The organism is Blastomonas sp. AAP25, from assembly GCF_001295965.1.
Classification (GTDB): Bacteria; Pseudomonadota; Alphaproteobacteria; order Sphingomonadales; family Sphingomonadaceae; genus Blastomonas; species Blastomonas fulva.
Map to the genome: position 1 here is coordinate 216762 of NZ_LJHP01000020.1, position 26343 is coordinate 243104.

The following is a 26343-nucleotide window of genomic DNA, read 5'->3' on the forward strand; positions in this document are numbered from 1 at the left end:
TCTCCGTCTTTTTCGTCCCGATTTTGCCGAGACAGGATTTGAGGGATTGGCTAAGGCCCCGCGATGACAAAAGCAACCGAGCGCGGTGGCGGCCTTGCCCTGCTGGCGCTGATTCTGTCCAATGTGGCGCTCGCCTTCGGCCCGCTGTTCGTGCGGATGGCCGATACTGGCCCTGTGTCCGCAGGATTCTGGCGGCTCAGCCTGGCGCTGCCGGTGCTGGTGCTGATCGCGATGCAACGGCGCGAGCCGCTGTCGGGCTTTCGCCCGGGCATCTGGTGGATGCTGGCGCTGGGCGGCTTTGCCTTTGCGCTCGACCTTGCCAGCTGGAACTTCGGGATCGAACGCACCAAGCTCGCCAATGCGACCCTGTTCGGCAACATGGGCAGCATTCTGCTCGTGCTCTACGGCTTCGTCATCAGCCGTGCCTGGCCGCACAAGGCGGAGGCAGGAGCGGTGCTGCTGGCGATCATCGGCGCATCGCTGCTGATGGGAAGCTCCTACGAGCTCGATGTCCGCAATCTGGTCGGCGATCTGTTCTGCCTGGCAGCGGGCGTGCTGTATGTCGTGTATCTGCTGAGCATCCGTCATGTCCGCAACGATCTGGGCAGCTGGTCGGTGCTGGTCTGGTCGACCGTCTTCGGCATCGGCCCGTTGCTGGGCATCGCGCTGCTGCTGGGCGAGCCCGTCTGGCCGACCGACTGGACCCCGGTGCTGCTGCTCGCAGTGGTCTGCCAGCTCTTCGGCCAGGGGCTGATGGTCTATGCAGTCAATCATTTCTCGCCGGTGGTGCTGGGCATCGCCTTGCTCGGCCAGCCGGTGATCGCGTGCATCATCGGCTGGGTGGTGTTCGACGAGATCTTGTCGCTGGCGGACTGGATCGGCATGATCGCGATCGGCATCGCGCTGGTGCTGGTGCGCCTTCCCGAGGCACGCCGCGCCGCGCGACTTGCAGGTTCGGCTCCGGCTTCCTAATTGGAAGTGGACCCTAGGAGGCACTGCAAGCCGATGTACCGCCCGACCAAGCTCGATACCCTGCCCGCCGATGCCACGCTCGACGATGTGCGGCTGTTCCTGCCGCCGTTCATCGCCGATGAAGCCGTATTCGATGGCTGGACGCCGGCTGCACGCGATGCCGCCGCAAGCGCCCAAGGCGTCGAACTGGGGCTTGCCCAGCTGGCCTTCGACCAGGGCGCGATGGACATGATCGAGGCGTGGATCAGCCACATCGACGCACAGATGATCGAGGCGTTTCCGCCAGAGCGGATTGCTGCGATGAAGATCCGCGAGCGAATCACCGCGCTCGTCGCGTTCCGGTTCGAGGCGGTGGCGCACCAGCGCGAGGCGCTGCGCCGCGCGACCGCGATCCTGGCGTTGCCTTCCAATCTGGGGCGCGCGGCGAAACTTTCGTGGCGCACCGCGGACCTGATGTGGCGGCTCGCCGGCGATACCGCCACCGACTACAATCACTATTCCAAGCGCATGATCCTCTCGGGCGTCTATGGATCGACGCTGATGGCATTTCTCGATGACGAAAGCGCCGACTTCACCGACACCCACGCTTTTCTGGGCCGCCGCATCGACAACGTCATGCAGTTCGAAAAGGCCAAGGCCAAGTGGACCAAGGGCGGCGAGAGCCTGAGCCTGACCCGCTTTCTGGGCCGTCTGCGCTACCCGGCGCGCTGACCGCGCCGCTGCGCTGCCATATCCATTTGCAGGTTTGCGGCGGAACCGAAAACGGTGCATGAACCAGGCTGGTGAGAGCACGCGGGATAGGTGATGACAGCCTTCAATCTGTACAAGTTTTTGCACATTCTTGGCATCATCCTGCTGCTCGGCAACATCACCGTCACCGCCATCTGGAAGGTGTTTGCCGACCGGACACGCGACGGCAACATCGTCGCCTTCGGCCAGCGACTGGTCACCGGGACCGATTTCGGCGTGACCATTCCGGGGATCATCCTCACCATCGTCGGAGGCTATGGCGCGATGTTCGAGGCGCGCTACGGCTTTCCCGGCCCCGACTGGCTGCTCTGGAGCCAGCTGTGCTTCGTCGCCGCGGGCGTGCTGTGGCTGGGCATTCTGGTGCCGATCCAGATCAGGCAGGCCAGGCTCGCGCGAGGCTTCGCAGGCGCGGACACGATCAGCGAGGAGTATCGCGCGCTGGCGCGCCGCTGGCTGTTCTGGGGGCTGGTCGCGACGGTTCCGCTAGTCGCGGCGCTCTATTTCATGATCGCCAAGCCCTAGCCTGCCGAGCCTTAGCCGCGCGGCGCGATGGTCCGCCAGGCTTCCGCGATTTCGGCGAGCATCTGGCGGGCGGAAATCAGCATGTCGACCTTGTCGATGCTGATCGCGGCGTTGATCCGGCGGCTGGCTTCGCGATAGATTCGCGCCAGCGCCAGCGCCAGTTCGCCGCCCTTTTCGAAATCGAGGCTTTCTTCCAGCGCGATGACGATCGCCGAGGCACGCGCGCGCGCCTGGATCATCGGAACGCTTTCGCCGCGCTGGGCATGGCGCACCGCAGCATCGAGCCGCAGCAGCAGTTCGTCGAACAGAATGACGACCAGATCATGCGGGCTGGCGCCCTCCACCCGGCTGGCGGTATCGACGGCCTTGTAGCTGCCCATGTTGCGGCGGGGGGAAATGAAGCTCATGATTGTCCCTTATCGTTTCTTGTTCTTAGTTGTTGTTGCTGTTCGACCAGACCGAAACCTGCTGCTCGATATAGCTCTGCGTTGAGCGCAGGATGGTGAGCTGGCGGTCCATATCGCCGAAGGTCTTTTCCAGCTGCTCGCGATAGCGATCGCTGTCTTCCTGAACCTTTTCCAGCTGCTCGGTCAGATTGGCGGCAAGCTTCTTGAGCCGCTCCTGTGCGCCGGTGAGCGAGCTGCTGGGCGCCTTGAGGCTGGTCTTCACATCCTCGAACGCCTTGGCGAGACCGGGATTGGCCGCAGTGGGGGTCGCAGGCTCCAGCATCCTGGCGACGCCTTCGGGATCGGCGGCGAGCGCCCGATCGAAGCGGACGCTGTTCAGGGTAAGCGTTCCGTCACGGTTGGTGCTGACGCCGATATCGGCCAGCGACGTGTACGCGCCGGTGTCGGTCAGCGGCTTGGTCGTGAGCGATGCCATCGCGCGCATCATGTCGCGCGCCGCGCGCTCGCCGGCCAGCGGCCCGCCGCTCGCACCATCCAGCCCGGGCGCGGTCGCCTCGTTGAGCGCGCCGCGCAGGTTGTTATAGGCCTTCACGAACTCGGTCAGCACGTCCTTGATCGACGAGGTCGGCTGATCGCCGCTGATCACCACATTGGTGCCGGGAGCCGCCGCTAGCAGGTTGATGCGCACGCCGGGGACGGCGGTGTCGATCTGGTTGGAGCTGTTGACCACCTGGATGCCGTTGACATTGACCAGGCTGTCGGCGGCGGTGGTGACCGAATTCATGCCCGCGCCGCCCGCCGGCGGATAGGCGAACGCATCGAGCGCCGCGCCGCCGCCCGATCCGGTGACGGTAAAACTGTTGGCCGATCCTTCGCGCCCGCGCAGCACCAGCCGCGATCCCGAATTGTCGGTGACGATGCTGGCGGTGACGCCGCCATCGGCAGCGTTGATCGCATCGCGAAGGCCGCCCAGGCTGTTGTTGGTGGAATCGATCGTGACGTCGAAGCTTCCGGTCGCGGTGGTGAAGGTCAGCGTCCCCTCACCCACCTGCGCATTGGCGGCATAGGACGATGCGGACACCACGCTCTGCGCCGAGGCGAGCTGGCTCACCTGCACCGTGGCGGGCAGTCCCTCGGGCTTCTGGCCCGGAATGAAGCTGGCGGCAACGAGGTCGCCGCGGGTCGAGACAAGCGAGCCGGAGAATTTGCGGCCGTTGAGGATTTCGGTGAGCGCGGTGGAGAAGGTGTCGAGCGCCGAGGAGGCGGAGGCGAGCGCGGAAATCCGCGCCTGGTTCAGGTTCTGCCGCTCGCGCACCGCATCCTGTTTGGGCTGCAGCGATGCTGCCACCAGATCGTTGACCAGCGATGCGCTGTTCACGCCGGTAAAGCCGGTGATGAGATTCGAAATTCCGCTATTGGTGACCATGGCCGTGTCCTCTTGAAACTGTTAACGGCGCAGGCGAGCCGGGTTTAAGCGAATTTTCCGTCATTTCTGCGGCTTTCCGTCCATATCAAAAAGCATGTCGGCGGGCACCGCGAGGTCGGGTTGGCCAAAGCCGACATCCATCTTTTCGTTGATGCGGAAGACGAAGGCGAGCAGCGTCGCGACCGCCATGTACAGCCGCTCGTCGATGATCGCGCCCGGCTTGGAGGTGAAGTAGATCGCGCGGGTGAGTTCGGGATAGCGCAGGATCGTGACGCCCTTTTCCATCGCAATCTCGCGCATCGCCTGGGCAATCGCCCCACGGCCACGCGCCAGCACCACGGGCGCCGCATCGCGCAGCCGGTCATAGCGCAGCGCGATGGCGAAATGCGTCGGGTTGACCAGGATCACGGTCGCTTCCTCGACCGCCTTGCGGGTCGATCCGTTGAGCATCTCGTACTGCCGCCGCCGCACCGCCTGTTTGAGCTCGGGCGAACCTTCGGTTTCCTTGTGCTCGTCCTTGATTTCCTGCTTGGTCATCTTGAGCTTCTGGTTGCGCTGGAACCATTGCGCGGGGACATCGATCATCGCGATCAACCCCAGGCAGCCCGCCATCGCCATCATCGTCAGCGCGAACAGGTCGCCGAACGCCCCGATCCCGGCGCGGACATCGCCATGGCCGAGCTCGGCCATCTGCGGCAACATCGACATGATCATCACCACGCCCACGGTGCCCATCAGCGCAACCTTGGCCATGGACTTGCCCAGCTCGATCAGCCCGTGCAGCCCGAACATCCGCTTGAAGCCCGCCATCGGGTTGAGCTTGCTGGCCTTTGGCGCCACCGCGCTCCAGCGGAAGCCCAGCGAGCCGAGCGACGCCGGTGTCGCCACCGCCGCCAGCATCAGGAACACAAACAGCCCGCCAAAGGGCAGCGCCAGCGGCGCCAGCAGCGTGAAGGTGCGTTGGCCGACGTTGAAATCGGTTGCGTCGTGCAGATCGAACACCAGCCCGGTGCGCAGCATCGATGCGATCGCCGAGACCATGACATCGCCGAACAGCACGAAGGCGAAGGTGCCGCCGATCATGATCATCGCGGTGCCCAGTTCCTTGGACTGGAGCACGTCGCCCTTTTCCGCCGAATCGCGCAACCGCTTTTCGGTTGGTGCTTCGGTTTTTTCACCGCCGCCGGGGGGCTGTTCTGCCATCGCGTCAGCCCTCCCCTGCCATCACTTCGGATTGCTCGAGGCCCAGTTCGATCGCGCGCATCATGCCATCGGCGAGCACGGGTGCTGCCATCGCGAGCAGCACGATGCCCGCCAGCACCGCGACCGGGATGCCGACAGAAAACAGATTGAGCTGCGGCGCCGAGCGCGCGAGCATCGCCATGGTGACCTGCACGATGATCAGCGCCGCGCCGACCGGCAACGCGATCACCAGCCCCATGGAAAACAGCGTGCCGCCGAATTCTACCAGATCGAAGATGACGCGCGGCGACAGAAACGCATTGCCCGGGGGCAGCGCCTCGTAGCTCTGCACGATGATCGCGATCAGCATCAGATGCCCGTCCATGGCGAGCAGCAGCAGCACCGCGACGATCGACAGGAAGCTGCCGATGACCGGGCTCGATGCGCCGCTTTGCGGATCGCTCATCGAGGCAAAGCCCAGGCCCATGGTGTTGCTGATCACTTCGCCCGCGACGAATGCTGCGGAATAGCCGACCTGGAGCGCAAAGCCGATCGCCGCGCCGCAGATCACCTCGCCCAGGATGAAGACAAAGCCCGAATAGCTGACCAGGGTGCTGTCGGGCAGGTTGATCGTGACCGAATTGGCCGCGGCAATGCCGATCATCGCCGATAGAATGATGCGCACCTGCAGCGGCACCGCGGTCGCGCCGAACACGGGCGCCACCATCAGCGCGGCACCGGGCCGGATCATCGCCATGATCCAGATCCACAGTTGCGCTTCGACAGTGGCGAACCCCGGTGCGATCACAGCAGCAGGTCCGGAATACGGCTGAAGATTTCGACGGTGAAGTCGGCGATCAGATAGAGGATCGATCCGCCGAACAGCGCCAGGATGATCGCGAGCACGACCAGCTTGGGCACGAAGCTCAAGGTCGCCTCGTTGATCGAGGTCGCCGCCTGCACCATGCCGAGCAACACGCCGACCAGCAAAGCGGGGATCAGCAGCGGGGCCGAGGCCAGCGCGGTTATCCACAAGGTCTGCTGCGCGAGGCCGATGAAATAGTCGGTCTGTTCCATGTCAGGATCCGGTCCAGGGAAAATCGGGGATGTGCACGATGGCGGGCAGGCAGGCGGGCATCGCGGTCACGTCACGAACGACCCGGCAAGCGACCCCATGGTCAGCGCCCAGCCATCGACCAGCACGAACAATAGCAGCTTGAACGGCATCGAGATGATCGTCGGCGACAGCATCATCATGCCCAAAGCCATCAGCGTGGAGGCGACGACAAGGTCGATGACGAGGAAGGGCAGGAAGATCATGAAGCCGATCTGGAACGCGGTCTTGAGTTCGCTGGTCACGAACGCGGGCAGCAGGATCGAGAACGGGATGTCCTGCGGCCGTGCGAACGACTTTTCCTTGGCGAGATCCATGAACAGTTTGAGGTCGGTCTGACGCGTCTGCTTGATCATGAACTTGTGGAATTCCTTGCCGGAAATCTCGATCGCGGTTTCCAGCTCGATGGTGTCGGCGGCATAAGGCGCGACAGCGCGCGAATTGATCTCGGTAAAGGTCGGCGCCATCACGAACATCGAGAGGAACAGCGACAGGCCTATCAGCACCTGGTTGGGCGGGGTCTGCTGCAGCCCCAAAGCCTGGCGCAGGATCGAGAGCACGATGATGATCCGCGTGAAGCTGGTCATCATCAGCAGCATCGAGGGCAGAATGGTGAGCAGACCCATCAGGACGAGGATCTGCAGGGAGAGCGTCAGCGGCTTGCCGTCGCCTGCGACATCGTCGAGCGCGCGGCCCAGCGCCTCGGAGGCGCCCGGCGCTGCGACCGGGCCGGTTGCCTGCGCGAATGCGGGGGTGGCAAGGAGGATGGCAAGAGCCGCGAGCAGGATCGCGGCGATCCACCAGCCCAGCAGGCCCTTGCCTGCGCGGCGGCGCCGTGGTGTTGCTCCGCTCATGCTCCGAGCGCCTTGAACGCTGCGAGCAGGTCGCGCTCTGATCCGGCCAGCGTCGCCGGGGGAGGTGATACGCTGGCCGGACCGTTTCCGGCATCGGCGCGGGCGATCGTGTCGATCCGCGCGCGCGTCACCGAAACCAGAATTCTCTGCCCTGCAAACTCGACCACAGCGAGCTTGCCCGACACACCCATGCTGACCGTTTCAACGACCCTGAGGTCGCGCTGCGGGCCTGCCATGTCGAGCCGGGCCATCATGCCGGGCTGGTACTTCTTGTACAGCCACAGGCTGCCATAGATCATGCCGGCCATGATCGGCAGCATGATGACGAGTTTGATGATGTAGTAAGTCATCGGTTCCGCTTCTTGTCCTCCGCCGCGCCGCCGGGTTTCCGGCGGGGGCTGGCGGGGACAAAAAGGGTCCCGTCAGACTCGCCGTTCGACCCGTGCCTGGCCGACGTTCTTCGTCACCACCTCGGCCACCCGGATTCCGAACCGGCCGTCGACAGTGACAACTTCCCCTCTTGCAACCAGCGTGCCATTTACGTTGATGTCGAGCAGCTCATTGGCCTGGCGGTCGAGTTCGACCACCGAACCTTCGGCAAGCTCCATGATTTCGGCGAGGCGCAGCGATGCGCTGCCGACCTCGACCGACAGCCGCACGGGGATGTCGGCAAGAAAGCGGTAATGATTTGCCGCCTCATGCAATCCGTTGCCGCTCAGGTCCACAGCCTCTGCAGGGGCGCCCAGCATCGGGGCTTCGCTCATGTCGCTCATGGATCCGTTATCCTTTTTCAATGGTTTCGATGCGGAACGCGGCCAGGCCGTTCTGTTCACCCAGGCTGCCGCGCGCGAACACGCGGTCACCGATGATCAGCGGCAGGTTGCGCGCCGGTGGAATGGGAATGATGTCGCCGGGCTTGAGGTCGGCGAGCTGCGGCAAAGTGAGCACCGGACGGGCGAGCACCGAGCGCGCGGGCAGGCTGACATCGGCGAGCACCACGGCCATCTGGTCGCGCCACGCCGGATCCGGCCCGCGCTCCTCGGCAAAGCCTGCAGGCGTCAGGCACTGGTCGGCGCCCTGCAGCCCGTCGAGCGGGTAGACGATCTCGATCTCGTAGCGGCTGTTGCCGGGCAGGGTCAGGCGAAAACGCTGGATCACCATGCGTGCCGCCGGCGCCGCGATCCGCGCGCCGTCGACGCTGCTCGAATGGCCCGCGGCGTGGCAGGCAAAGCTGCCGACCTCGTTCCAGGCCGCGCCCAGACGTTCGCCGATCGCCTTGGCCATGCGGCCGATCAGGCGGATGTCGGTCTGGGTGAATTCCTTCTTGGCGACAGCGCTATCGCGCGGCGCACCGCCGAAGAACGCATCGAGCATTGCCGACACCATCGCAGGTTCCATCCGCAGCAGCACGCGGCCCTTCATCGGGCTGAGCTGGAACTGGCTGATGCTGACCAGTTCGGGCTGGCGGTCGCACCAGGCATCGAACTGGGTAAATTCGGGATCGGGCGTGTCGACGCGCAGCTTGACCCCGGCAATCGGCTCGAGCGCATTGCGCAGGCCGACGCACAGCGATCGCGCGACCCGGCGCAGCACCGGCACGACCGTCTTCTGGTCGGCATCGGCGCGGGCAAAGCTGTGCTCTGCCGGGCGACGCTCGGTCACCGGCGCGGCAGCCTCTTGCGGCGCTGCTTCAGCCGGGGATGCGGTGGTTTTGGCCTTGCTCATGAAATGCTGTCGTCCCGTCTCGCTGAATTCGGCTTCACTGAACCACGATGCTGGTGAAATAGACGTCCTCGACCCCGCCAAAGCCGGTCTTCTCGGTCAGCGTATCGTTGATGACCTTCTTGATCTGGCCCTTGAGCTGGTTCTTGCCCTCCATCGATTCGAGCTGCATCGCGTCGAACTCGCTGATCGTCATCAGCACGGCAGAACGCACGGCGATGTTGTGCTCGGTCAGCGCGGCGGTGATCTTCTCGTCGAAATAGGTCGAGACCGCGAGCGACATCTGGGCAAAGCCGGTGTCGCCGCGCAGATTGGCGGTGAAGGGTTCCTCGATCGGGAAATAGGTGACCTTGAACTTGGCATCGAGCTGGGTTGCCGATCCCGGGTTCTTGAGGCCCGCCGCCTTGGCAGACACGGTCGTTCCGTCCTTCAGCACCACCTTGGGGGCATTGGGGTCTTCATGCTCCCCGCCGCCGATCATGCCGGCCGCAAAGAAGCCCGCAGCCGCGCCGCCGCCGCCAAGCACCAGAACGGCGACGAGGGGAATCAGCAGCTTTTTGACCATGCCGCCCTTCTTCTTCGGTTCCTTTTCGGTTTCAGCCATCTGTCGATCCTTAAGAGAATATCATGTGTTCAAAAGGTTAAGCGTAACGCACATTGCCGCGGGCGCGGCGCTGGGCGGGGGAAGTCTCTGCTTGCGGGTCAGCGGTCGTCTGGCGGGCAAGCGCCTCGCGGGCGCTGCCGGCTTCCTGTCCGGACTGGCCGCGCTGCTGCTGCGCAGATCCGCCCTGCGCGCCCGGTGACTGTTGGCGCAGTTCGACGGTGACATCGGCGCTGCGCTGGTTGTTGGCGCGCAAATCCTGCTCGAGCCGCACCTGCGACTGGACCAGGGTATCGCGCACGGCGTCATGCTCGGTCGTGATGCGGACATGGTCGCGCTCGGGCCCGGCCAGCATCTCGATGTCGATCCGGCCGAGATGTTCGGGGCTGATCTGCATCCGCACCATCTGGCCGCCACCCACCACGCGGGCGATCTGGGTTTCGACGTTGCCGACGAACCCGGCATCAAAGGCGAGCGTCTCCAGCGGCGCGGCCTGCGCGGCGCCGGTTGCGACAGGAGCGGTCAACCCCTGAACGGTGTTGGCGATGGCCGGAGCTACGACCGCGTTGAGCGCCGCAGCCCAGGAGGGCGGCACGGCCTCTGCCGTCTTCGCGCCGACGGCATCCAGCATGCTGGCGGCCGATACCGGCTGCGCGGAAGGATCAGCCAGATCGAACAGCGCGCTCAAGGCCTGGGCGGGCCGCGCGGCCTGCGCTGCGGCCTGGATGGCGCGCTGGCCCGCAGCGGACACGGTGGTACGCGAAGCGGGCGTTACAGTGCTGCGCTGCGGCTGCAGCGGAATCTGACCGGGCACGACGATCTCGGCGGTCGCCGCTGCATCGGTCACCGGCGCCTGTTCGGGTGCGACCTTCGGAGCCTCGGTCTTTGCCGGCGATGCCGGGATGGCGACGGGCGCCGATGCGCGCTCTGCGGTCACGCCGCGGCCGGGCTGGGCCTGTGCGGTCGGGGCGGGCGTGGTCGTTTCGGCGCTGCTGCGGACCGCTTCGCTCTGTACCGCATCGCTCTGCAGCGACGAAGCGGCGACGGTCTGAGGCGCTTCGGCTGGCAGCTGCGCGGACTGAGTGGGGGCCACAGGTTGCGCCGGAGCCTGGAGGGGGGCGGCGTCAGCGACGGTGTCTGCGGCATTCGCTGTGGGCGCGGACTCGGTCACCGGCGCAGGCCGAGCGCTGATCGCGACCCGCACGCTGCCGGTGTCGGGAGCAAAAGCTTCCGGCCGCACAGGCGCGGGAACAACAGCCTCGATGGCAGGAGCAGCAAGCGGCACCGCATCGGCTGCGCCGGCGACCGTCTCGTCCAGCCTGGCGGTGCGGCGCGGGCGCGCGGTGTGCGGGTCTGCGGCGATGTCTTCGGCTGCGACCGCTTCGGGCAGCGCCTGCGGAGTGATCTGACGCAGCGCGGGGGTTTGCGGCGCGAGAACAGCAGCGGCGGCCTGTGTGACGGGAGCTTCCGCAGCGATCGGAGCCGATGCCGCAACGGGTGCAGCAGCAGGCTTCATCACGCCGCCCAGCACCGCCTCGATGATCGCGGTCGGGCTGGCATCTTCAGGCAGCGCGGGGATTTCGGGAGCGTCGGCCAGTGGCACGGCTTGCGCGACCGCAACAGGTGCGGGCACCTGCGCCAGCGCCAGGGCAAAGCCTGCGTCGCCTGCACCCGCCGCGGCAGCGCGTGCAGCCCCGGTGTCGCCCATGGCGGCATCGGGTCCGGTCATCTGCGCCAGCTGGCTGGCAAAGGGGTTGGCGTCAAGCATCATGCCCGACTTCACAGCAGGAAGCGTGCCAACTGAAAGCGACATCAGCGAAGATCCCGACAGCGCCTGCATCATGTCCTGGCTCATTCTTCGGTTCCTTTGCGGTTTCTGCGGCGGATCGGCAGCCGCGCGGCCTTGCGGTCGGCGGTGTCGTCGGCATGGGCGATCGCCCGATCAAGCAGTCTGGATGTGGTTTCGCGATCGATATAGGCGGCAGTGCGTTGCCGCTCGACCTGGGCAAGATGCTGCCGCGCGCGCACCAGCGCGGCGTTGATCTCGCCATCGGCGCGGATCAGCCGCTGCGCGAGCTCGAGCTGCGCGTGCAGCGCGGCGCCGTTCTGGCAGTGCGCCGCCTCGAACGCGCCGTCGCGCAGCTTTTTCAGCCGCTCGGCATTGTTCATCAGCGTCGCCTCGTTGCGCATCGCATTGGCGGCAACGCCGATCGCGAGCTTCACCTGCGCATCGCGCACCGCGTGGACCCGCCGCCAGGATTTGGGCTTCAGGCTCATGCGCCAAAGCCCTGCATCAGATCGGCAACGCTGGCGTCGAGATCGACCCGGTCATGCGGCGCCTGGCGGATGAAATCGAGCAGATCGGGCCTGCGCGCGACCGCTTCGTCGATATTGGCATCGGTGCCTTCGCGATACGCGCCCATCAGCAGCAGATCGCGGTTTTCCTCGTAGGCCGACCAGATCCGGCGGAAGTTCGCCATCGCGCGGCGGTGTTCGTCCGAGATGATGTCGGTGGCGACGCGGCTCAGCGACTTGCCGATGTCGATCGCGGGAAAGATGCCCTGTTCGGCCATCGAGCGCGACAATATGATGTGCCCGTCGACGATCGCGCGCGCGCCATCGACGATCGGGTCGTCGAGATCGTCACCATCGGCGAGCACGGTATAAAGCGCAGTGATCGATCCGCCGCTTTCGCGGTCGTTGCCCGCGCGTTCGACCAATTTGGGGATCAAGGCGAGCGCGGAAGGGGGATAGCCCTTCATCGTCGGCGGTTCGCCCAGCGCCAGCCCGATTTCGCGCTGTGCGTGCGCGATGCGGGTCAGGCTGTCGATGATCAGCAGCACCTTCTTGCCCTGCTTGCGGAAATATTCGGCGATCGCGGTCGCGCGATAGGCCGCGCGCAGCCGCAGGATCGGAGAGTGATCGGCGGGTACCGCGACGGTGACGGTGCGCGACTTCATCGGGCCGGCCATCTTGGTCTCGACAAAATCGCTGACCTCGCGGCCGCGCTCGCCGATCAGCCCGACGACAATCACGTCCGCCTCGGCAAAGCCGATGATCTGGCCGATCAGCACCGATTTACCGACGCCCGATCCTGCCGCCACGGCAATGCGCTGGCCATGGCCTGCGGTGAGCAATGCGTTGATCGCGCGGACGCCGAGGTCAATGGTCTTGGTGACCCGGCCACGGTTGAGCACGTTCTCGCGCTTGCCCGCAAGCGGCCAGCGATCGTGCGCGATTACCGGGCCAAGGCCGTCCAAAGGCTCGCCCATCGGGCCGATGACGCGACCGAGCAGAGCCTCGCCGACCACGGCCATGTTGGCCTGCGCGTCGGGTTCGACGCGCGCGCCGCTGCGCAGCGCGGCATCGCTCTCGAGCGGCACCATCATTGCGCGCGACCCGCGAAATCCTGCAATCTCGGCGCGGATGCGGCGGCCATCGGCGGCGCGGACCGATCCGCCATAGCCGATCGGATAATCGAAGCCGGTTACTTCCAGCATCCCGCCTTCATGCGCGACCAGCCGGCCGACGCGGCGCGGGCCCGCGCCAAGCGCGGCGACCTTGTCGGTGAACTGGCGAACCGCCTCTTCCTGTGCAGCGATCATTGGTCCCCCTCCAGATCGTCGATCAGCCCTTGCAGAGCGTCGAGCATCGGCTGGGTTCCTTGCTCAATCCATCCATCAGCATGGTTAAGTGAAACTGTCCCGCGCCGGATCGTCGGATCGGGTGTCAGCACCAGGCCGCATTCGGCATCGCCCAGCAGTTTCATGTCCTCGGGGTGCAGGTGGAGCGCGCTGCCGCGCATGTCGCGGGTAACTAAGGTGGCGAGCGACTGGCAGTGCTTTTCCAGCACCGCTGCATCAGGCTCGGCAAAACCGCTCGAACGTTCAAGCATCTGCTTCATCGCGTGCAGCAGCATCGCGCACAGCCCCTGCGAGAGCTGGGGACGCAGCGCGGTGATCGCGGAGGACAGCGCCTGGGTGGCCGCATCGCTCGCCTGCTGTTCGGCTATCGCCTGGGCGATGCCATCGGCAACCCCCTGGTCATAGGCCTGCACCAGCAGCTCCTCGGGCGAAGGCCCCTGGTCGATCTCGGGTTCGTCGGCGAGGTCGTCTTCCTCGTCGAAATCGATCACCGGCGGCTGCGCATCAGCGCTGGCAAAGCCCGCCATCGCAGCAAAGATCGCGGAGGGACGGAACACCGCAGGCGGCGCCTGCATGTCCCACACCGGCAGAAACTCCGCGCTGCCATCGGGACCGATGGTCATCGGACGATCAGACATATTCGTCGCCGCCTCCGCCGATCACGATTTCGCCCGCATCGGCCATGCGCTTGGCGGCCTGGACGATCGCCTTCTGCGCCTCGACCACTTCGGACAGCGGCATCGGGCCACGATCGGCGATATCGTCGGCGATCGACTGTGCGGCACGGCTGGACATGCAGCCGAACATCTTGTCGCGCAATTTGTCTTCGGCGCCCTTGAGTGCGGGAACCAGGATTTCGGCGTCGATCGACCGCACCAGCGCTCCCAGATCCTTGGGATCGAGCCGGATGAGATCGGCAAAGACGAACATCTCGTCCTCGATCTTGCGCGCGATCTCCTTGTCGCGCTTGGTGACCGCACGGATGATCCGCGCGCTTTCGCGCTTGTTGATGATGTTCATGATCGCTGCTGCGTCCGACGTGCCGCCCGACGAGCTCGATCCGCCGCTGCGCTGGCCGGCACCCTGGCTGGCGAGCAGCGCATCGATGGTCTCGAGCGCCTCGGCGCTGACCGGACCCAGCGTCGCCAGACGGAAGACCACGTCTTCCTGCACGTCTGTGGGCAGCAGCTGCAGCACATTGGCGGCAACCTCTGGCTTGAGATACGACAGCACGACGGCGGCGATCTGCGGGTGCTCATGCTCGACCAGCAGCGCGATCTCGACCGCGTCCATCCATTTGAGCGCCTCGAGGCCGTTGCCGGACTTCTTGGGCGCGACGCGGGTGATCATGGTTTCGGCGCGGCGATCGCCCAAGGCGCGCTTGAGCATGCCCTCGATCTGCTCGTCGGCCTTGTAGCCCAAAGTCGTGCGGTTGCGCGCCTTGTCGATGAACAGGTCGAGCACCTCGTTGATCTCCTCGGCACCGACATCGGCGACCAAATACATGATCTCGCTGAGCTGGCGCACCTCGTCGGGCTCCAGCCGGGTCAGGATCTCGGCTGCCTGCTCTTCGGCGAACAGCAGCATCAGGATCGCGGCGGCATGATCCGAGGGGATCGGGCGACGGCCTGCGGGCGCGACGCCATCTTCGACCACGGCATCCAGGGCATCAGGCATCGACCGGCTCCTTGGCGGCATCGGCATTGCCCTTCAGCAGATCACGGACCACCAAGGTGGCGTGATCGGGGTTCTGCCTCACGAAATTCTGGATCAGCAGCGCACGCTCCTGATAGCTCGACGCGGCGTTGATCATGTCCAGCGTCACCGGCTCGTTGTCGTTGACGGTGCGTCCTGCGGCGCGCGGATCGGTTCCGTCACGGGCCAGCGCCTGGGCGAGCAGCCCGCTGGGGCCCTCCCCTGCGGCGGCAGCGGCGGCTTCCTTGTCCTCTGCCTTCTGCTTGGTGTAGCGCTTGAGCAGCGGGCGACCGATGCCGAAGATCAGCGCGAGCGCGACCAGCAGCGCCGAGACGTTGCGCACCAGCATGTTGAACCAGCTGGTTTCGTAGAACGGCTCTTCCACCGCGGTTACCGGCTCGAAGTTGCGCGACGAGATGGCGACCTGGTCACCGCGCGCGACATCAAAGCCGATCGCACCCTTGACCAGTGCCTCGATCGCGGCGATTTCGGCGGCGCTGCGCTCCTTGCCACCGGCCAGGTTCTTGACCGCGACGGCGACCGAGATGCGCGTGACCTTGCCCGAAGGCTCGCGGGTCACGGCAACCTGACGGCCGAGTTCGAAGTTGCGGTTGACCTGTTCGTTGCGGGTCGTGGTCTGGCCGGGGGCTGCACCCTCGGCGCCTGCCAGCTCCGCACCCGGTTCGGTGGCGACAGTCGGATCGGCGGGCGGCTGGTTGGCCAGCGCACCGGGCACACCGCCTGCGGGGGCAGGCTGGGCTTCGGTCGACGTGACCGTCTGTTCGCTGCGCACCCGTGCTTCATCGGCGGGGAAGGTTTCGGTCGTCGCCTGACGCTCGGCAAAGTTCACCTCGGTCGAGACTTCGGCAACGAAGTTGCCTGCACCCAGCATCGGGGTCAGCAGCGCGGTCAGCTGACGGCGATAGCGTTCCTCGATGGTTTCCTTGACCTCGATCTGGCGTTCGGCCTCGTCCATCGAGCTGCTCTTGGAGTTGCTCGAAAGCAGGCGACCGTTCTGGTCGACCAGCGAGATGTTCTCTGCCGACAGCCCGGGGACCGAGCTTGCCACCAGATGGATGATCGCCTGGACCTGCGATTCGGGCAGGCGGCCGGCATCGGCGAGCTGGAGCACCACCGATGCGGCCGGCTCGTTGCGATCACGGATGAAGATGCTCGGCGGCTCGACGGCGAGATGGACCCGCGCCGATACGACCGAGTCCATCGCTTCGATGCTGCGGGCAAGATCGAGTTCGCGCGCGGCGCGGAGCTTCTCGTTCTCCACCGCGCGGCTGGCACCCATCGGCATGGACGAGATAAGATCGTCGCCGCTGGGCGAGCTTTTGGGCAGGCCCTGCGCTGCGAGCGCAATCTTCGCCTTATGATAATCATCTTCGGACACCATGATCGTGCCCGAGCTTTCCTCGAAGCTGTAGGGAATGGTCGAGCTGTCGAGCGCGGAGATGACTGCAGCCTTGTCGCTGTCGGGCAGGCCGCGGAACAGATCGCGCTGCGGCGGCTCGCGAAGCGCCGCCCAGGCCAGGATCGCCAGCATGACGATGCCCAGAAAGCCGATCAGCGGCATTGCCTTGGCGACTGCCGGCTGGCTCACGAAGTTGCGGACCTGCGCCGGGATGGCTGTGCCACCCAGAATGCGCCCGGACGCGCCCGAACCTCCGGTACCGGCGACCAGCGCAGGCGTGGGGTTGTACGCGCCACCGTCGGATGGATTGGGGCTGATGGTAATCTCTGACATGGATTATACCGGCATGTTCATGATGTCCTGATACGCGGACAGCAATTTGTTACGGACCTGAAGGGTCGCTTCGAAACCGATCGACGCCTTCTGCTTGGCCATCATCACCGCGGCAATGTCGGTGGTCTGACCCATTTCGTACGATGTCGCCGCGTTCGATGACGCGTGCTGCACCTGGTTGACCTGATCGAGCGCGGTCTTGAGCGTCCCGGCAAAGCCGTCGGGCTTGGTCTCGGTCGCCTCGGTGCCCAGCATCGGGGATTTCTTGGACAGCTGCTGCAGCGCGCTGTTCTGCTGGAGGATCGCATTGCGCGCCGCCATAATGGTGCTGCTGATGTTGCTCATGGCCTAGCTCCTCTCGCCCCGGTCACGCGGCAGCTGCCAGCTCGCGCATATTGGCGAGACGGTAGCGCAGGGTGCGTTCGGAGATGCCCAGCATGCGGGCGGTTTCGCGGCGGTTGCCGCCGTTTTCGTCCAGAGCCTGCTGGATCGCATCATGTTCGACAGCGCGCGACAGGCTGTGCAGATCGCCGGCGCGCATCAGCTTGACCGTGCCTGCGGCGGGCACCGGATCGGCGCGCGGGCCGAAGGCTGCGGGCGCAGGTGCAGCGGCAGGCGCGGTGAACAGGCGCATCGGGGCAAGCCCCAGATCTTCGGCTTCGATCGCATCGCCATCGCGCAGCACCAGAGCGCGCTGCAGCACATTGCCCAGCTCGCGGGCGTTGCCCGGCCAGCTGTGCGCCTGCAGCGTTTCCAGCGCTTCGGCGCTCAGCCAGGCGAAATCGCTGGCATCGTTCTGCATGCGGATGAGCATGGCGGCGGCAATGGCGCGGACATCCTGACGGCGATCGGCAAGGCGGGGGAGTGCGATCGGCATCACGTTGAGGCGCCAGTAAAGGTCTTCGCGGAATTCGCCCGCGGCCACCAGCTCGGCGGCATCGCGGTTGGCGGCGGTGACGATGCGGACATCGACCTTGACCGAACGGGTCTCGCCGACGGGCAGGACTTCACCTTCCTGCAGCGCGCGCAGCAGCTTGGCCTGCAGCGCCAGCGGGAGCTCGGTGATCTCGTCGAGGAACAAGGTGCCGCCATCGGCAGCGCGGAACAGGCCCTCGCCATCGGCCGATGCGCCGGTAAACGCACCCTTCTTGTGGCCGAACAGGATGGCTTCCACCATGGTTTCAGGCAGCGCGGCGCAGTTGACCGCGATGAACGGGCCCTTGGCGCGGGGGCTCTGGTCATGCACCAGACGGGCCATGCCTTCCTTGCCAGTGCCGGTTTCACCCTGGATCAGCACCGCAGCCTCGCTGCGGGCGATGCGCGCGGCATAGCCCATCAGCTTGGCCATTGCAGGCTCGCCCACGGCGGGACCGCGTCCGGCGCGCAGAAGTTCGGCGATCAGCGCGAGGCCGAGCGGCATGTCGTCAAAGCCGAAGGCGATGCGGGCGGGAAGACCGTTGGCGGCGCGCACCAGCTGCGGTGCGCCGTCCGTGAGATCGACAAGAATGTCACGATGGCTGGCCGAGGCGATTTCCTGCGCCATCAGAACCTTGACCGCACCGGCGGTCGTGGCGACCGCAACCGGGTTGATCCAGGCTGATTTGAGCCAGCTTTCGAGCATGGGCAGGTTCGTACGAACGGCCTCGCTCAGTGTGCATTCGATCATATTTCAGTCCCCCGACTTAATGGATCGCGGAGACTGCCGTTAAAGAGAGGCCCCGCAGAGACTATTCTAGCAAGGCCTGTGCCAATTGCGGGGAATGGCCGGAAAGCGCGGCTCTGGGGCGCCTGTATATAAGGCATCACCCGCCCGCGTCATTTTATTGACGCGAGCAGTCAAGGAACCGGTGACGGATTTTTGACACCTGCACGGGGAAGGTGTCGGCGGATTGACGCCCCTTGCCTTCCCTTTCGCACCGGCCCGAACGGACGCGTCGATTTTTTTTCTTAATGCCCCCTGCCCTGCACCGTTAACGCTTTCGAGGCCGCTTTGGTGGGACCGAGCCGCCCCGTTCAAGAACTGAAAGGAACAACAGATGACTGTTATCGGAACCAACGTCGCGGCAATGCGTGCATCCTATGCCTCGACCACTGCACAGAACAGCCTGTCCAAGGCAATCGACCGCCTGTCGACCGGCAAGCGCATCAACTCGGCAGCCGACGACGCCGCCGGCAACGCCATCGCCACCCGCATGACCTCGCAGATCCGCGGCCTCAACCAGGCTGTCCGTAATGCGAACGACGGCATCTCGCTGGCGCAGACCGCAGAAGGCGGCATGAACGAAATCGTCAACATGCTGCAGCGTATGCGTGAACTGTCGGTTCAGTCGGCTTCGGGCACGCTGCAGGACACCGACCGTGTCAACCTGCAGGCTGAAGTTGCCGAACTGATCCTCCAGATCGACGACGTCGCATCGCGCACCGACTTCAACGGCGTTGCCCTGCTCGACGGCACCAACGCAACCGTCGACGTCCAGACCGGATCGTCCTCGGGTGAAACCGTCGCCATCACGCTGACCGACGTCACTGCCGCTACCCTGGCCGTCGACGCGATCGACATCGGCACCGCTGCCGGTGGTGACGGCGCCCTGACCGTGCTCGACACCGCGCTCGACACGATCACGACCGCTCAGGCAACTCTGGGTGCCGCGCAGAACCGTCTGCAGGCAACCGTCTCCAGCCTGGTGAACCGCGTCACCAACCTGTCGGAATCGCGTTCGCGCATTCAGGACGCCAACTTCTCGGAAGAATCGACCCAGCTCGCCAAGGCGCAGATCCTGAGCCAGGCATCGACCGCGATGCTCGCCCAGGCGAACCAGAGCCAGCAGGGCGTTCTGAGCCTGATCCGTTAATCGGTCGGGAACAACAGACGACTTCAACCGTATAGGCTCCGCAACGGCCATTTTACGACAACTCACTGGCCTGAGCCTTTCGAATTCCGATCAACCCCCTTCCCCGTCCAACGGGAAGGGGGTTTTTCGTTGTTGGGGGTTGGGGCTTTAGACCCTCTCCCCTTGAGGGGAGAGGGTTGGGAGAGGGGAATGCGCTGGACGTTCAGCCCCTCTCAGCTGCGACTACGCAGCAAGCTGCCAAGTCTCGCTTCTCTCCCCCGGGCCGCAGGCGAGCGAAGCTCAACGGGAGAGAGCTATATCATTACCGCGTGCTTGCCAGCCGCTTGCGCAGCTTTTCCAGCGCGGCCTTCTTGATCTGGCAGACGCGCGCGGCGGTGATGCCGAGGATCAGGCCGATCTCGTCGAGGTTCATTTCCTCGATATAGTGCAGCTGCAGGATCAGCTTCTCGCGATCCTTGAGCGTTTCGATGCTGGCATTGAGCAATTGCTTGAGGTTGTCCGCCTCCATCCGGGTTTCGGCCGAATCCTCGTGATCGGCAAACCACATCGAATGTTCGGAATAGACCTCGTCCATCGATTCAAAGCGCACGTCCTGCGCGGCATCGGAGCGCATGCGGTATTCCGCCGCATCCATGCCCAGCGCCGCGGCCACTTCCGCCTCGGTCGGGTTGCGGCCCAGCTGGCGGACCAATTGCTCCTGCGCCCGGCGCAATTTCTTGCGGAAATCCATCGCCGATCGGCACATGTTGCTCGACGAGCGCAGATGATCGATCAGTGCGCCGCGAATGCGCATGCTGGCATAGGTCGCAAAGCCGTGGCCGCGATCCTCGTAATGGTTCGCCGCCTCGACCAGAGCGACCATGCCGATCTGGATCAGGTCCTCGATCTCGATCACGCCCGGCGCCATGCCGCGGACGTGCCAGGCCAGCTTGCGGACCAGGGGCAGATGCGCCTCGATCAGCTTGCCCGGCGCAATCGCGGCGGGTTTGCGGCCATAAGTGATCGTCTCGATGGGTATGTGCTGCATATTATGTGTCCAGCTTCATGAGAATGTCGGGCTGCGGCTCTGGCTTTCAGCCGCGCGAGAAGGAATGTTCGGCCTGGGGCGCGCGGTATTGCGTCTGCCCGCCAACCGTTGCGACCACCTCGACCGGCTTGTCGTCGGGCAGCTCGCGGAACGAGAGCACCGGCGTATCGGGGAAACGCGGGCGCAGCAGATCGGCGAGCGGCTTGCGCGCCAGCGGCGAGGTGACCAGCGCGTAGTTGCGCTGCTCCAGCATCAGCGGGCGCGCGGCCTGCTCGATCGCTCCCAGGATGCGCTGGGCAAGTCCAGGCTCGATCGGGAAGGCAGCATCGCCTGCGACGCGCAGCGACTGGGCGAGCAGCGTTTCGAGCTCGGCATCCAGCGTCACCACGGGCAAAGGCAGGTTCACAGGCACCAGCGACTGGATGATGATCGAGCCGATCCGCTGGCGGACGCCCTCGACGATCTGTGGAACGGTGGTGCCTTCGCCCGCCGCCTCGACCATTGCCGAACAGATCCGGCGGAAGTCGCGCAGCGGCACGCCCTCGCGCAGCAGCTCGCGGCACACGGCGGAGATGGTGAACAGCGAGAGCGGCTGCGGGGTGAGCCCGTCGACCAGCTCGGGCGAGCTTTCCTTGAGCGTTTCGAGCAGCTTCTTGGTCTCGTCCATGCCGAACAATTGCGCGGCGTTGAGGCGGACCATCTGGTTGAGATGCGTCGCCATCACGGTAGCGGCATCGACCACGGTATAGCCGGCGACGATCGCCTCGGCACGCATGTCGGAAGAAATCCACACCGCATCCATGCCGAAGGTGGGGTCCTTGCACGGACGGCCTTCGATCGGGGTGTCGATATCGCCGCTGTCGAGCGCGAGCAGATCGTCGGGCCAGATCTCGTCCTCGGCAACGATGGTACCGCCGATGGTGATGCGATAATGGTTGGCGGGCAGGCTCATGTCGTCCTTGATCCGCACCAGCGGGATGACGAAGCCGAGTTCCTTGGAGATCTGCTTGCGGATGCCGGTTACGCGGCGCATCAGCGGCGCATCGCGGCGTTCGTCGACCAGAGGCACCAGGCCATAGCCGACATCGATCCCCAGCATCGCGCCATCCGAGACGTCCTGCCAGTCGATGGCATTGGGATTTTCGGGCGCAGCGGGGGCAGCGTCCTCGATCACCGGCGGCTTGGGCCGCGACAGCTTCCACGCGATGAACCCGGCAACCGCAGCGGCCGGCAGGATGATCAGATGCGGCATCCCGGGCAGCAGGCCCATGATGCCCAGGATCGCGGCCACCGGCACCCAGGCCTTGGCGATGCCGAACTGGCCCGAGATCTGGCCGGGAAGATCGAACGGCGAATTGACGCGGGTGACGATCGAAGCGGCGGCGATCGACAGCAGCAGCGCGGGCACCTGCGCCACCAGCGCATCGCCGATGGCGAGCATGGTGTAGTTGGATGCGGCCTCGCTGATCGACAGGCCATGGCTGACCATGCCCAGGATGATGCCGCCGACGATGTTGACCACCAGGATCAGCACGCCTGCAACCGCATCGCCCTTCACGAACTTGGACGCACCATCCATCGAACCGTAGAAATCGGCTTCGGTGGCGACCTCGACCCGGCGGGCCTTGGCTTCCTCGGGCGTCATCAGTCCGGCGTTGAGATCGGCGTCGATCGCCATCTGCTTGCCGGGCATCGCATCCAGGGTGAAACGCGCCGAGACTTCGGACACGCGGCCTGCGCCCTTGGTGATCACGACGAGGTTGATGATCATCAGGATCGCGAACACGAAGATGCCGACGATATAGTCGCCGCCGATCAGCAGGCTGCCGAACGCCTCGATGACATGGCCCGCCGCCGCGCCGCCTTCATGCCCGTTGACCAGCACGACGCGGGTCGAGGCGACGTTGAGGCCGAGGCGCAGCAAGGTCGCGAACAGCAGCACCGTGGGGAAGCTGGAAAAGTCGAGCGGCTTGGTGACGTTCAGCGCCACCATCAGCACCGCAAGGCTGATCATGATGTTGAAGATGAACCCGATGTCGAGCACCAGGGCAGGCACCGGCAAAATCAGGAACACCACCAGCAGCAGGGTCGTGAGCGGCAGGATCGCGCCGCGCGACATGGCAAGGATGCCACCGAGTTTGCTGACGGAAGTGTTGGGCGCAGGTGTCATGAAATTCAGGCTCCCATCGCGGCGAGCAGCATGTAAGCCAGCCGCGCATTGTCATTGCCGCCAAGGCTGGCGGTCATTTCGGGTCGGGCAGCGCGCGCATTGGCGAGCCGGACGTAATCTGCAGGTTGCACCTGCGGCAGGTCATTGCCTTCGCGCGGCAAGCGGCTGCCGCCGCCATTTGCCGCTCCGCCCAATTTGTCGGCAAAGCGGCCGCGGATCTCGGCAAAGCTGCGCGGGTTGCCCGAGCGGTCGTAGAAGATGTTGCGGTTGGCCTGGGCTGCGCGGCCGAACTGGGGCGCGGCTGCTGCATCGGGGTTGGCATCATGCGCGGCGAGGAACTGGCGGGCGCCTTCGGGGCCCAGGAAATGCGCGAGATACAGATCGACCGGCGCGGCCTGACGGCCCAGGCTGCCTTCTAGATACTGGCGGTTGTCGGAGGCAAATTCCCCCGCCATCAGCGCGGCAACCTCGGGATTCTTGCGCAGGGCAAGGATCGCCTGGCGGGTTTCGGGGTCGGCCACGCGGTAACGGCCCTTGCCGTCGCGCTGGATGGCGTTTGCCGCCCAGTCCAGCCCGTGCTTGGCGCCATGCTTGTCGACGACGCCCAGCCAGCTCTGGTCGATGAACTGATACAGGCCGGTGGCGGACGAGGTCGAGGCCTTGGCGTCCGGATTCATGCCGCTTTCGATGCGTGCCTGACCCATCAGATAGGTGAAATCCACGCCGGTGCGGCGCGCAGACGTGGCGATCGCGCGGGTTACGCGATCTCCATTGCTGCCGACACTGCCAAGATACGAGGACAAAACGAGTCTCCAGAGGTTCTGGAGATGTATCAGCAAGACCTGTGCCAATTTGTGGGGTGTGAGGGGCAGTCGGGCCAGGGGGGAGATCGCAGAACAACTGTCTCCCCTACCGCTTGCGGGAGGGGCAGGTCCGGCTTGCCGGACCGGGGTGGGTTGGGAGCACGGCCCTCGGAAGGATTCACATATTCTCAGCCCCACCCCGGCCTGCGGCCACCCCTCCCGCAAGCGGTAGGGGAGAGGGAAACAACACGAAAAAGCCCTCCATCCGGTACCGGATGAAGGGCCAAAAGCAGCGTTATATCAGAAAGTTACGCTCGGCGAACCGGCGCGCTGTAGGTGCTGTAGGCTTCCTCGCCCTGGATCTCCGCGACGCGGCGTTCGACATGGTCGCGCAGGAAGCGCAGCCGCTGGGCGGCGGCGGTGTTGAACTTCAGCAGGCTGTCGAGCTGGCTGCGGGTGCTGGTGTCTGCGCGCAGCACGCCCTGATTGCGCAGCGCGTCGGTGATGCCGCCCAGATCGCGGGTGTGCGCGATCATCGCGGCGGTATCGCCTGCATCCAGGGCTGCGATCAGCGCGCTTTGCGTGTCGGCGAAGCGCTCAAGCAGATCGCCCTGCATCAGTTGGCGACTACGCCGAGGTCGAGTTCGATCATCTTGGCCGCAAGCTTTTCGGCATCGATGACATAGCTGCCATTGGCGAGCGCATCGCGGATCGCGGCAACGCGGCCCTCATCGATCGGCGCGGACGATGCCGCGACCTGCGCGAAGCTGGTGGTGGTGGGCGCGTTGCGCACGGTGTTGTCCGTGGGCGCAGCAACGGCTGCGGCCTCTACGGACTTCTCGGTCGCACCGCTCTTGCGGGTCGCGCCGAGCGCCGGACTGCCATAGGCTGTAATGCGGGACATGGAATAAAGACCTCGTTCTAGCATGACTTACGTCCTTTAACGGCCTTGGCCTGAATTGCTTAAGGCGAATTTTTGACAAAAGGTTAACGCGGTCTGGCCCGCATTGGTGAACGGTTTAGTTACCAAGAATGGTGGCGCGGCCCGGTTCGATGATCCGCACGAAGATCGGCTTGCCCCTGGGCTCGTCGCGCACGGGGATGACTTCGCCCACGCGGCCGTCCTTGTCGGCGATCATCACCCGCGACAGCGAGAAGCTGGGGCGCTCGACGGTGAGCAGGATCGGCTCGCCGCGCTTGATGCCTTCCTGGCCCAGTCCTGCGGCCCCACGCTGCAGCGGCGCGCGCGAGGCGCTCGCCTGAGCAGGTTCGGCGGCAAGATCGAGCGGAACGCGGATGCGCCAGCCCAGCGTCGGGCAGCGTACTGCAGCAGCGCCCATGTCGGGGCCGGTGATCTCCAGCGCCACCGGGCAGGCCTTGAGCTTGAGGCGGCGGTCGACCAGCGCGCGTGCGCCGCCCGGCTGTCCGACCTCTGCGCCCATGGTGGCGGCGACGAGAATGTCGATCTCGCCCAGATTCTGCATCCCCGGTGTCTGGGGCTGCGCCGTGGCCGACGCGGATATGGCGAGGGCCGGGATCAGGGCCAGCGCGGCCATTGCGGATTTGGGAGCGAACATAAGCGGTCCTTTGATGACTGTCGGAACAATCACAGCAAGGTCCGTGCCAGAATTCCGCTATTGCCGGGGCGCAGTTGCGCGCAGCGTGAGCGTGACATCGCGCTCGCTGTCGGCAGAGCCGGTGCCGGGGCGGGCCAGATCGGGGACCATCGCGCTGTCGGCGACGCCCTGGTCCGCGAGCACGCGCATGATCGCTGCGGTACGCGCGGCCGCCAGCTCCCACCTGTCGAGCCTCGAGGCGCCCTTTTCGGCCACCACCGGCACGATGATGCCGATCTCGACAGTTTTGCTTTCGGCAGGGCGGGCCCTGGCCCCCAAGGCAGTGATATCCGCCACGCCCTGATCGGTCAGCCGTGCCTCCTGCGGCTCGAACAGCCTGGCGAGCTTGAGCGTGACGCGCTCGGCCGATGCCGGTGCGCTGCTGCCGAAGCTGTCGGCCAGCGCTTCTGCCACCGCCGGGTGCCGATCGCCCACGCTGGCGATCATCGCCATCACCCCGGTCATGATCAGGGCGAGGTCGAGAAACGAGACGGTGGTGCGCTGCGCGGGGGTCATGACGACACGGCGGGCGTCCGCACCGTGCGCGGCTCTTCGGTCGCGACGCACAGCCCGCTGGCGGTGATGTCGGGATATTCGCGACGGCCGATCTCGATCAGCCGGCGCGCGGCGTCCTCTTCCCAGCCGATCTGCTCGCTGGCGATCCGCGCCAGCCGCTGCGCGATCGGCCCTGCGATCAGGTTGGAGAGCACCAGCCCATATAAAGTGGTAAGCAGCGCCACCGCCATCGCGCGGCCGATCGAGGCGGCGTCCGAGACATTGCCGAACAGCAGGATCAGCCCGACGACGGTGCCCAGCATCCCCATGGCCGGCGCGCAATCGGCGACATTTTCCCAGAAGCGGACCATCGCGGTCAGCCGCGCGCGGCGATGCGCGCCCAGCCGCAGCATGGCTGCCTGAAAGCCGTCGAGCGAGCGGTTGTTGGCCATGGCATCGGCGGCGGCGGAGACGAACGCGCCGCCTGCCTTGACTCGGTCTGCGCAGCTGATGCCGCGGCTTTCGACCGTGTGCTCGATCCGCAGCACCGCGCGGTGACCCTCATCGGCCTGGTCCTGGACCTTGATCCACAATTCGCGGCGCAGCGCCGAAAAGCCGCTGAGCGCAGCCCCCGTGCCGTTCTGCACCCAGGCGACGGCAAAGCTGCCGCCTGCAACGCAGCCCAGCGCCAACGGATCGAGAAAGGCGGCAATCGTCATGATCTGTCCTGTTCAACCC

The 26343-nt window shown here is 65.5% G+C and carries 30 protein-coding genes; 4 read left to right on the forward strand and 26 right to left on the reverse strand.

Translation table 11 applies throughout. The features are described 5' to 3' along the window. Positions 1–63: 63 nt before the first annotated feature. From IP68_RS14140 to IP68_RS14150, 3 genes are all read left to right on the forward strand, one after another. Entirely contained in the window at positions 64–972 is a 909-nt protein-coding gene (locus tag IP68_RS14140; RefSeq protein ID WP_054135639.1) for a DMT family transporter, read from the forward strand. A gap of 33 nt (positions 973–1005) precedes the next feature. After that, the gene (locus IP68_RS14145) at positions 1006–1683 is read left to right on the forward strand and encodes a COQ9 family protein (RefSeq protein WP_054135640.1); all 678 of its coding nucleotides are present in this window, start codon (positions 1006–1008) and stop codon (positions 1681–1683) included. A gap of 93 nt (positions 1684–1776) precedes the next feature. Further along, complete coding sequence (locus IP68_RS14150) at positions 1777–2244, forward strand: DUF2269 family protein (RefSeq protein WP_054135641.1); 468 nt, start codon at positions 1777–1779, stop codon at positions 2242–2244. A gap of 11 nt (positions 2245–2255) precedes the next feature. Here the strand turns inward: IP68_RS14150 and fliS are convergent, their stop codons facing one another. From fliS to IP68_RS14240, 18 genes are all read right to left on the reverse strand, one after another. Next, on the reverse strand, positions 2256–2651 hold the full coding sequence (gene fliS / locus IP68_RS14155; RefSeq protein ID WP_054135642.1) for a flagellar export chaperone FliS: 396 nt from the start codon (positions 2649–2651) through the stop codon (positions 2256–2258). A 25-nt stretch (positions 2652–2676) separates the two neighbouring features. Continuing rightward, positions 2677–4077: a flagellar filament capping protein FliD gene (gene fliD, locus IP68_RS14160; RefSeq protein WP_054135643.1), complete on the reverse strand. Its 1401-nt coding sequence runs from the start codon at positions 4075–4077 to the stop codon at positions 2677–2679. A 60-nt stretch (positions 4078–4137) separates the two neighbouring features. Next, a complete protein-coding gene (locus tag IP68_RS14165; protein WP_054135644.1) occupies positions 4138–5280 on the reverse strand; it encodes a flagellar biosynthesis protein FlhB in 1143 nt (380 codons plus the stop codon). Positions 5281–5284: 4 nt separating this feature from the next. Next, positions 5285–6067, reverse strand: coding sequence for a flagellar biosynthetic protein FliR (gene fliR, locus IP68_RS14170; RefSeq protein WP_054135645.1), 783 nt, complete (start codon positions 6065–6067; stop codon positions 5285–5287). Then, complete coding sequence (locus IP68_RS14175) at positions 6064–6336, reverse strand: flagellar biosynthetic protein FliQ (protein ID WP_054135646.1); 273 nt, start codon at positions 6334–6336, stop codon at positions 6064–6066. The genes fliR and IP68_RS14175 overlap by 4 nt, the downstream gene beginning before the upstream one ends. Positions 6337–6402: 66 nt before the next feature. Continuing rightward, entirely contained in the window at positions 6403–7227 is an 825-nt protein-coding gene (gene fliP / locus IP68_RS14180; RefSeq protein WP_054135647.1) for a flagellar type III secretion system pore protein FliP, read from the reverse strand. Next, positions 7224–7577, reverse strand: coding sequence for a flagellar biosynthetic protein FliO (locus IP68_RS14185; protein ID WP_082382377.1), 354 nt, complete (start codon positions 7575–7577; stop codon positions 7224–7226). The genes fliP and IP68_RS14185 overlap by 4 nt, the downstream gene beginning before the upstream one ends. Before the next feature lie 72 nt (positions 7578–7649). Next, positions 7650–8000 carry a flagellar motor switch protein FliN gene (gene fliN / locus IP68_RS14190; protein WP_054135648.1) on the reverse strand — a complete coding sequence of 117 codons (351 nt, stop codon included), beginning with the start codon at positions 7998–8000 and terminating at the stop codon, positions 7650–7652. 7 nt (positions 8001–8007) lie between these two features. Continuing rightward, on the reverse strand, positions 8008–8952 hold the full coding sequence (locus IP68_RS14195) for a FliM/FliN family flagellar motor switch protein (protein WP_054135649.1): 945 nt from the start codon (positions 8950–8952) through the stop codon (positions 8008–8010). A 34-nt stretch (positions 8953–8986) separates the two neighbouring features. Beyond that, positions 8987–9553 (reverse strand): flagellar basal body-associated protein FliL, encoded by a 567-nt coding sequence (gene fliL, locus IP68_RS14200; protein ID WP_054135650.1) that lies wholly within the window; start codon positions 9551–9553, stop codon positions 8987–8989. A 37-nt stretch (positions 9554–9590) separates the two neighbouring features. Further along, on the reverse strand, positions 9591–11405 hold the full coding sequence (locus IP68_RS14205) for a flagellar hook-length control protein FliK (RefSeq protein ID WP_054135651.1): 1815 nt from the start codon (positions 11403–11405) through the stop codon (positions 9591–9593). After that, positions 11402–11827, reverse strand: coding sequence for a hypothetical protein (locus IP68_RS14210; RefSeq protein ID WP_054135652.1), 426 nt, complete (start codon positions 11825–11827; stop codon positions 11402–11404). The genes IP68_RS14205 and IP68_RS14210 overlap by 4 nt, the downstream gene beginning before the upstream one ends. Then, the gene (locus IP68_RS14215; RefSeq protein WP_054135653.1) at positions 11824–13155 is read right to left on the reverse strand and encodes a FliI/YscN family ATPase; all 1332 of its coding nucleotides are present in this window, start codon (positions 13153–13155) and stop codon (positions 11824–11826) included. The genes IP68_RS14210 and IP68_RS14215 overlap by 4 nt, the downstream gene beginning before the upstream one ends. Then, on the reverse strand, positions 13152–13832 hold the full coding sequence (locus IP68_RS14220) for a hypothetical protein (protein WP_156318161.1): 681 nt from the start codon (positions 13830–13832) through the stop codon (positions 13152–13154). The genes IP68_RS14215 and IP68_RS14220 overlap by 4 nt, the downstream gene beginning before the upstream one ends. Next, entirely contained in the window at positions 13825–14871 is a 1047-nt protein-coding gene (gene fliG, locus IP68_RS14225) for a flagellar motor switch protein FliG (protein WP_082382378.1), read from the reverse strand. Before fliG ends, IP68_RS14220 begins: the two co-directional genes overlap by 8 nt. Then, positions 14864–16642 (reverse strand): flagellar basal-body MS-ring/collar protein FliF, encoded by a 1779-nt coding sequence (fliF, locus tag IP68_RS14230; RefSeq protein WP_054135655.1) that lies wholly within the window; start codon positions 16640–16642, stop codon positions 14864–14866. Before fliF ends, fliG begins: the two co-directional genes overlap by 8 nt. A gap of 3 nt (positions 16643–16645) precedes the next feature. After that, the gene (gene fliE, locus IP68_RS14235; RefSeq protein WP_054135656.1) at positions 16646–16987 is read right to left on the reverse strand and encodes a flagellar hook-basal body complex protein FliE; all 342 of its coding nucleotides are present in this window, start codon (positions 16985–16987) and stop codon (positions 16646–16648) included. 22 nt (positions 16988–17009) lie between these two features. Beyond that, on the reverse strand, positions 17010–18308 hold the full coding sequence (locus tag IP68_RS14240; protein WP_054135657.1) for a sigma-54-dependent Fis family transcriptional regulator: 1299 nt from the start codon (positions 18306–18308) through the stop codon (positions 17010–17012). A gap of 370 nt (positions 18309–18678) precedes the next feature. On the opposite strand from IP68_RS14240, the gene IP68_RS14245 reads away from it, so the two are divergent. Next, positions 18679–19494, forward strand: coding sequence for a flagellin (locus IP68_RS14245; protein WP_054135658.1), 816 nt, complete (start codon positions 18679–18681; stop codon positions 19492–19494). 301 nt (positions 19495–19795) lie between these two features. On the opposite strand, the gene IP68_RS14250 is transcribed toward IP68_RS14245, so the two are convergent. The 8 genes from IP68_RS14250 to IP68_RS14285 form a co-directional block, all read right to left on the reverse strand. Beyond that, complete coding sequence (locus tag IP68_RS14250) at positions 19796–20521, reverse strand: sigma-70 family RNA polymerase sigma factor (protein WP_054135659.1); 726 nt, start codon at positions 20519–20521, stop codon at positions 19796–19798. Between the two features lie 46 nt (positions 20522–20567). Beyond that, positions 20568–22691 (reverse strand): flagellar biosynthesis protein FlhA, encoded by a 2124-nt coding sequence (gene flhA / locus IP68_RS14255; protein WP_054135660.1) that lies wholly within the window; start codon positions 22689–22691, stop codon positions 20568–20570. Between the two features lie 5 nt (positions 22692–22696). Next, positions 22697–23494, reverse strand: a complete 798-nt coding sequence (locus tag IP68_RS14260; RefSeq protein WP_054135661.1) for a flagellar biosynthesis protein FlgJ — start codon at positions 23492–23494, stop codon at positions 22697–22699. A gap of 308 nt (positions 23495–23802) precedes the next feature. Then, positions 23803–24111 (reverse strand): hypothetical protein, encoded by a 309-nt coding sequence (locus IP68_RS14265; protein ID WP_054135662.1) that lies wholly within the window; start codon positions 24109–24111, stop codon positions 23803–23805. Continuing rightward, positions 24111–24398, reverse strand: a complete 288-nt coding sequence (gene flgM / locus IP68_RS14270; protein ID WP_054135663.1) for a flagellar biosynthesis anti-sigma factor FlgM — start codon at positions 24396–24398, stop codon at positions 24111–24113. The genes IP68_RS14265 and flgM overlap by 1 nt, the downstream gene beginning before the upstream one ends. A 115-nt stretch (positions 24399–24513) precedes the next feature. Then, positions 24514–25071 (reverse strand): hypothetical protein, encoded by a 558-nt coding sequence (locus IP68_RS14275; protein ID WP_054135664.1) that lies wholly within the window; start codon positions 25069–25071, stop codon positions 24514–24516. Positions 25072–25128: 57 nt separating this feature from the next. Beyond that, positions 25129–25626 carry a hypothetical protein gene (locus tag IP68_RS14280; RefSeq protein ID WP_054135665.1) on the reverse strand — a complete coding sequence of 166 codons (498 nt, stop codon included), beginning with the start codon at positions 25624–25626 and terminating at the stop codon, positions 25129–25131. Then, positions 25623–26324 carry a MotA/TolQ/ExbB proton channel family protein gene (locus IP68_RS14285; protein ID WP_054135666.1) on the reverse strand — a complete coding sequence of 234 codons (702 nt, stop codon included), beginning with the start codon at positions 26322–26324 and terminating at the stop codon, positions 25623–25625. The genes IP68_RS14280 and IP68_RS14285 overlap by 4 nt, the downstream gene beginning before the upstream one ends. Between the last annotated feature and the right edge of the window lie 19 nt (positions 26325–26343).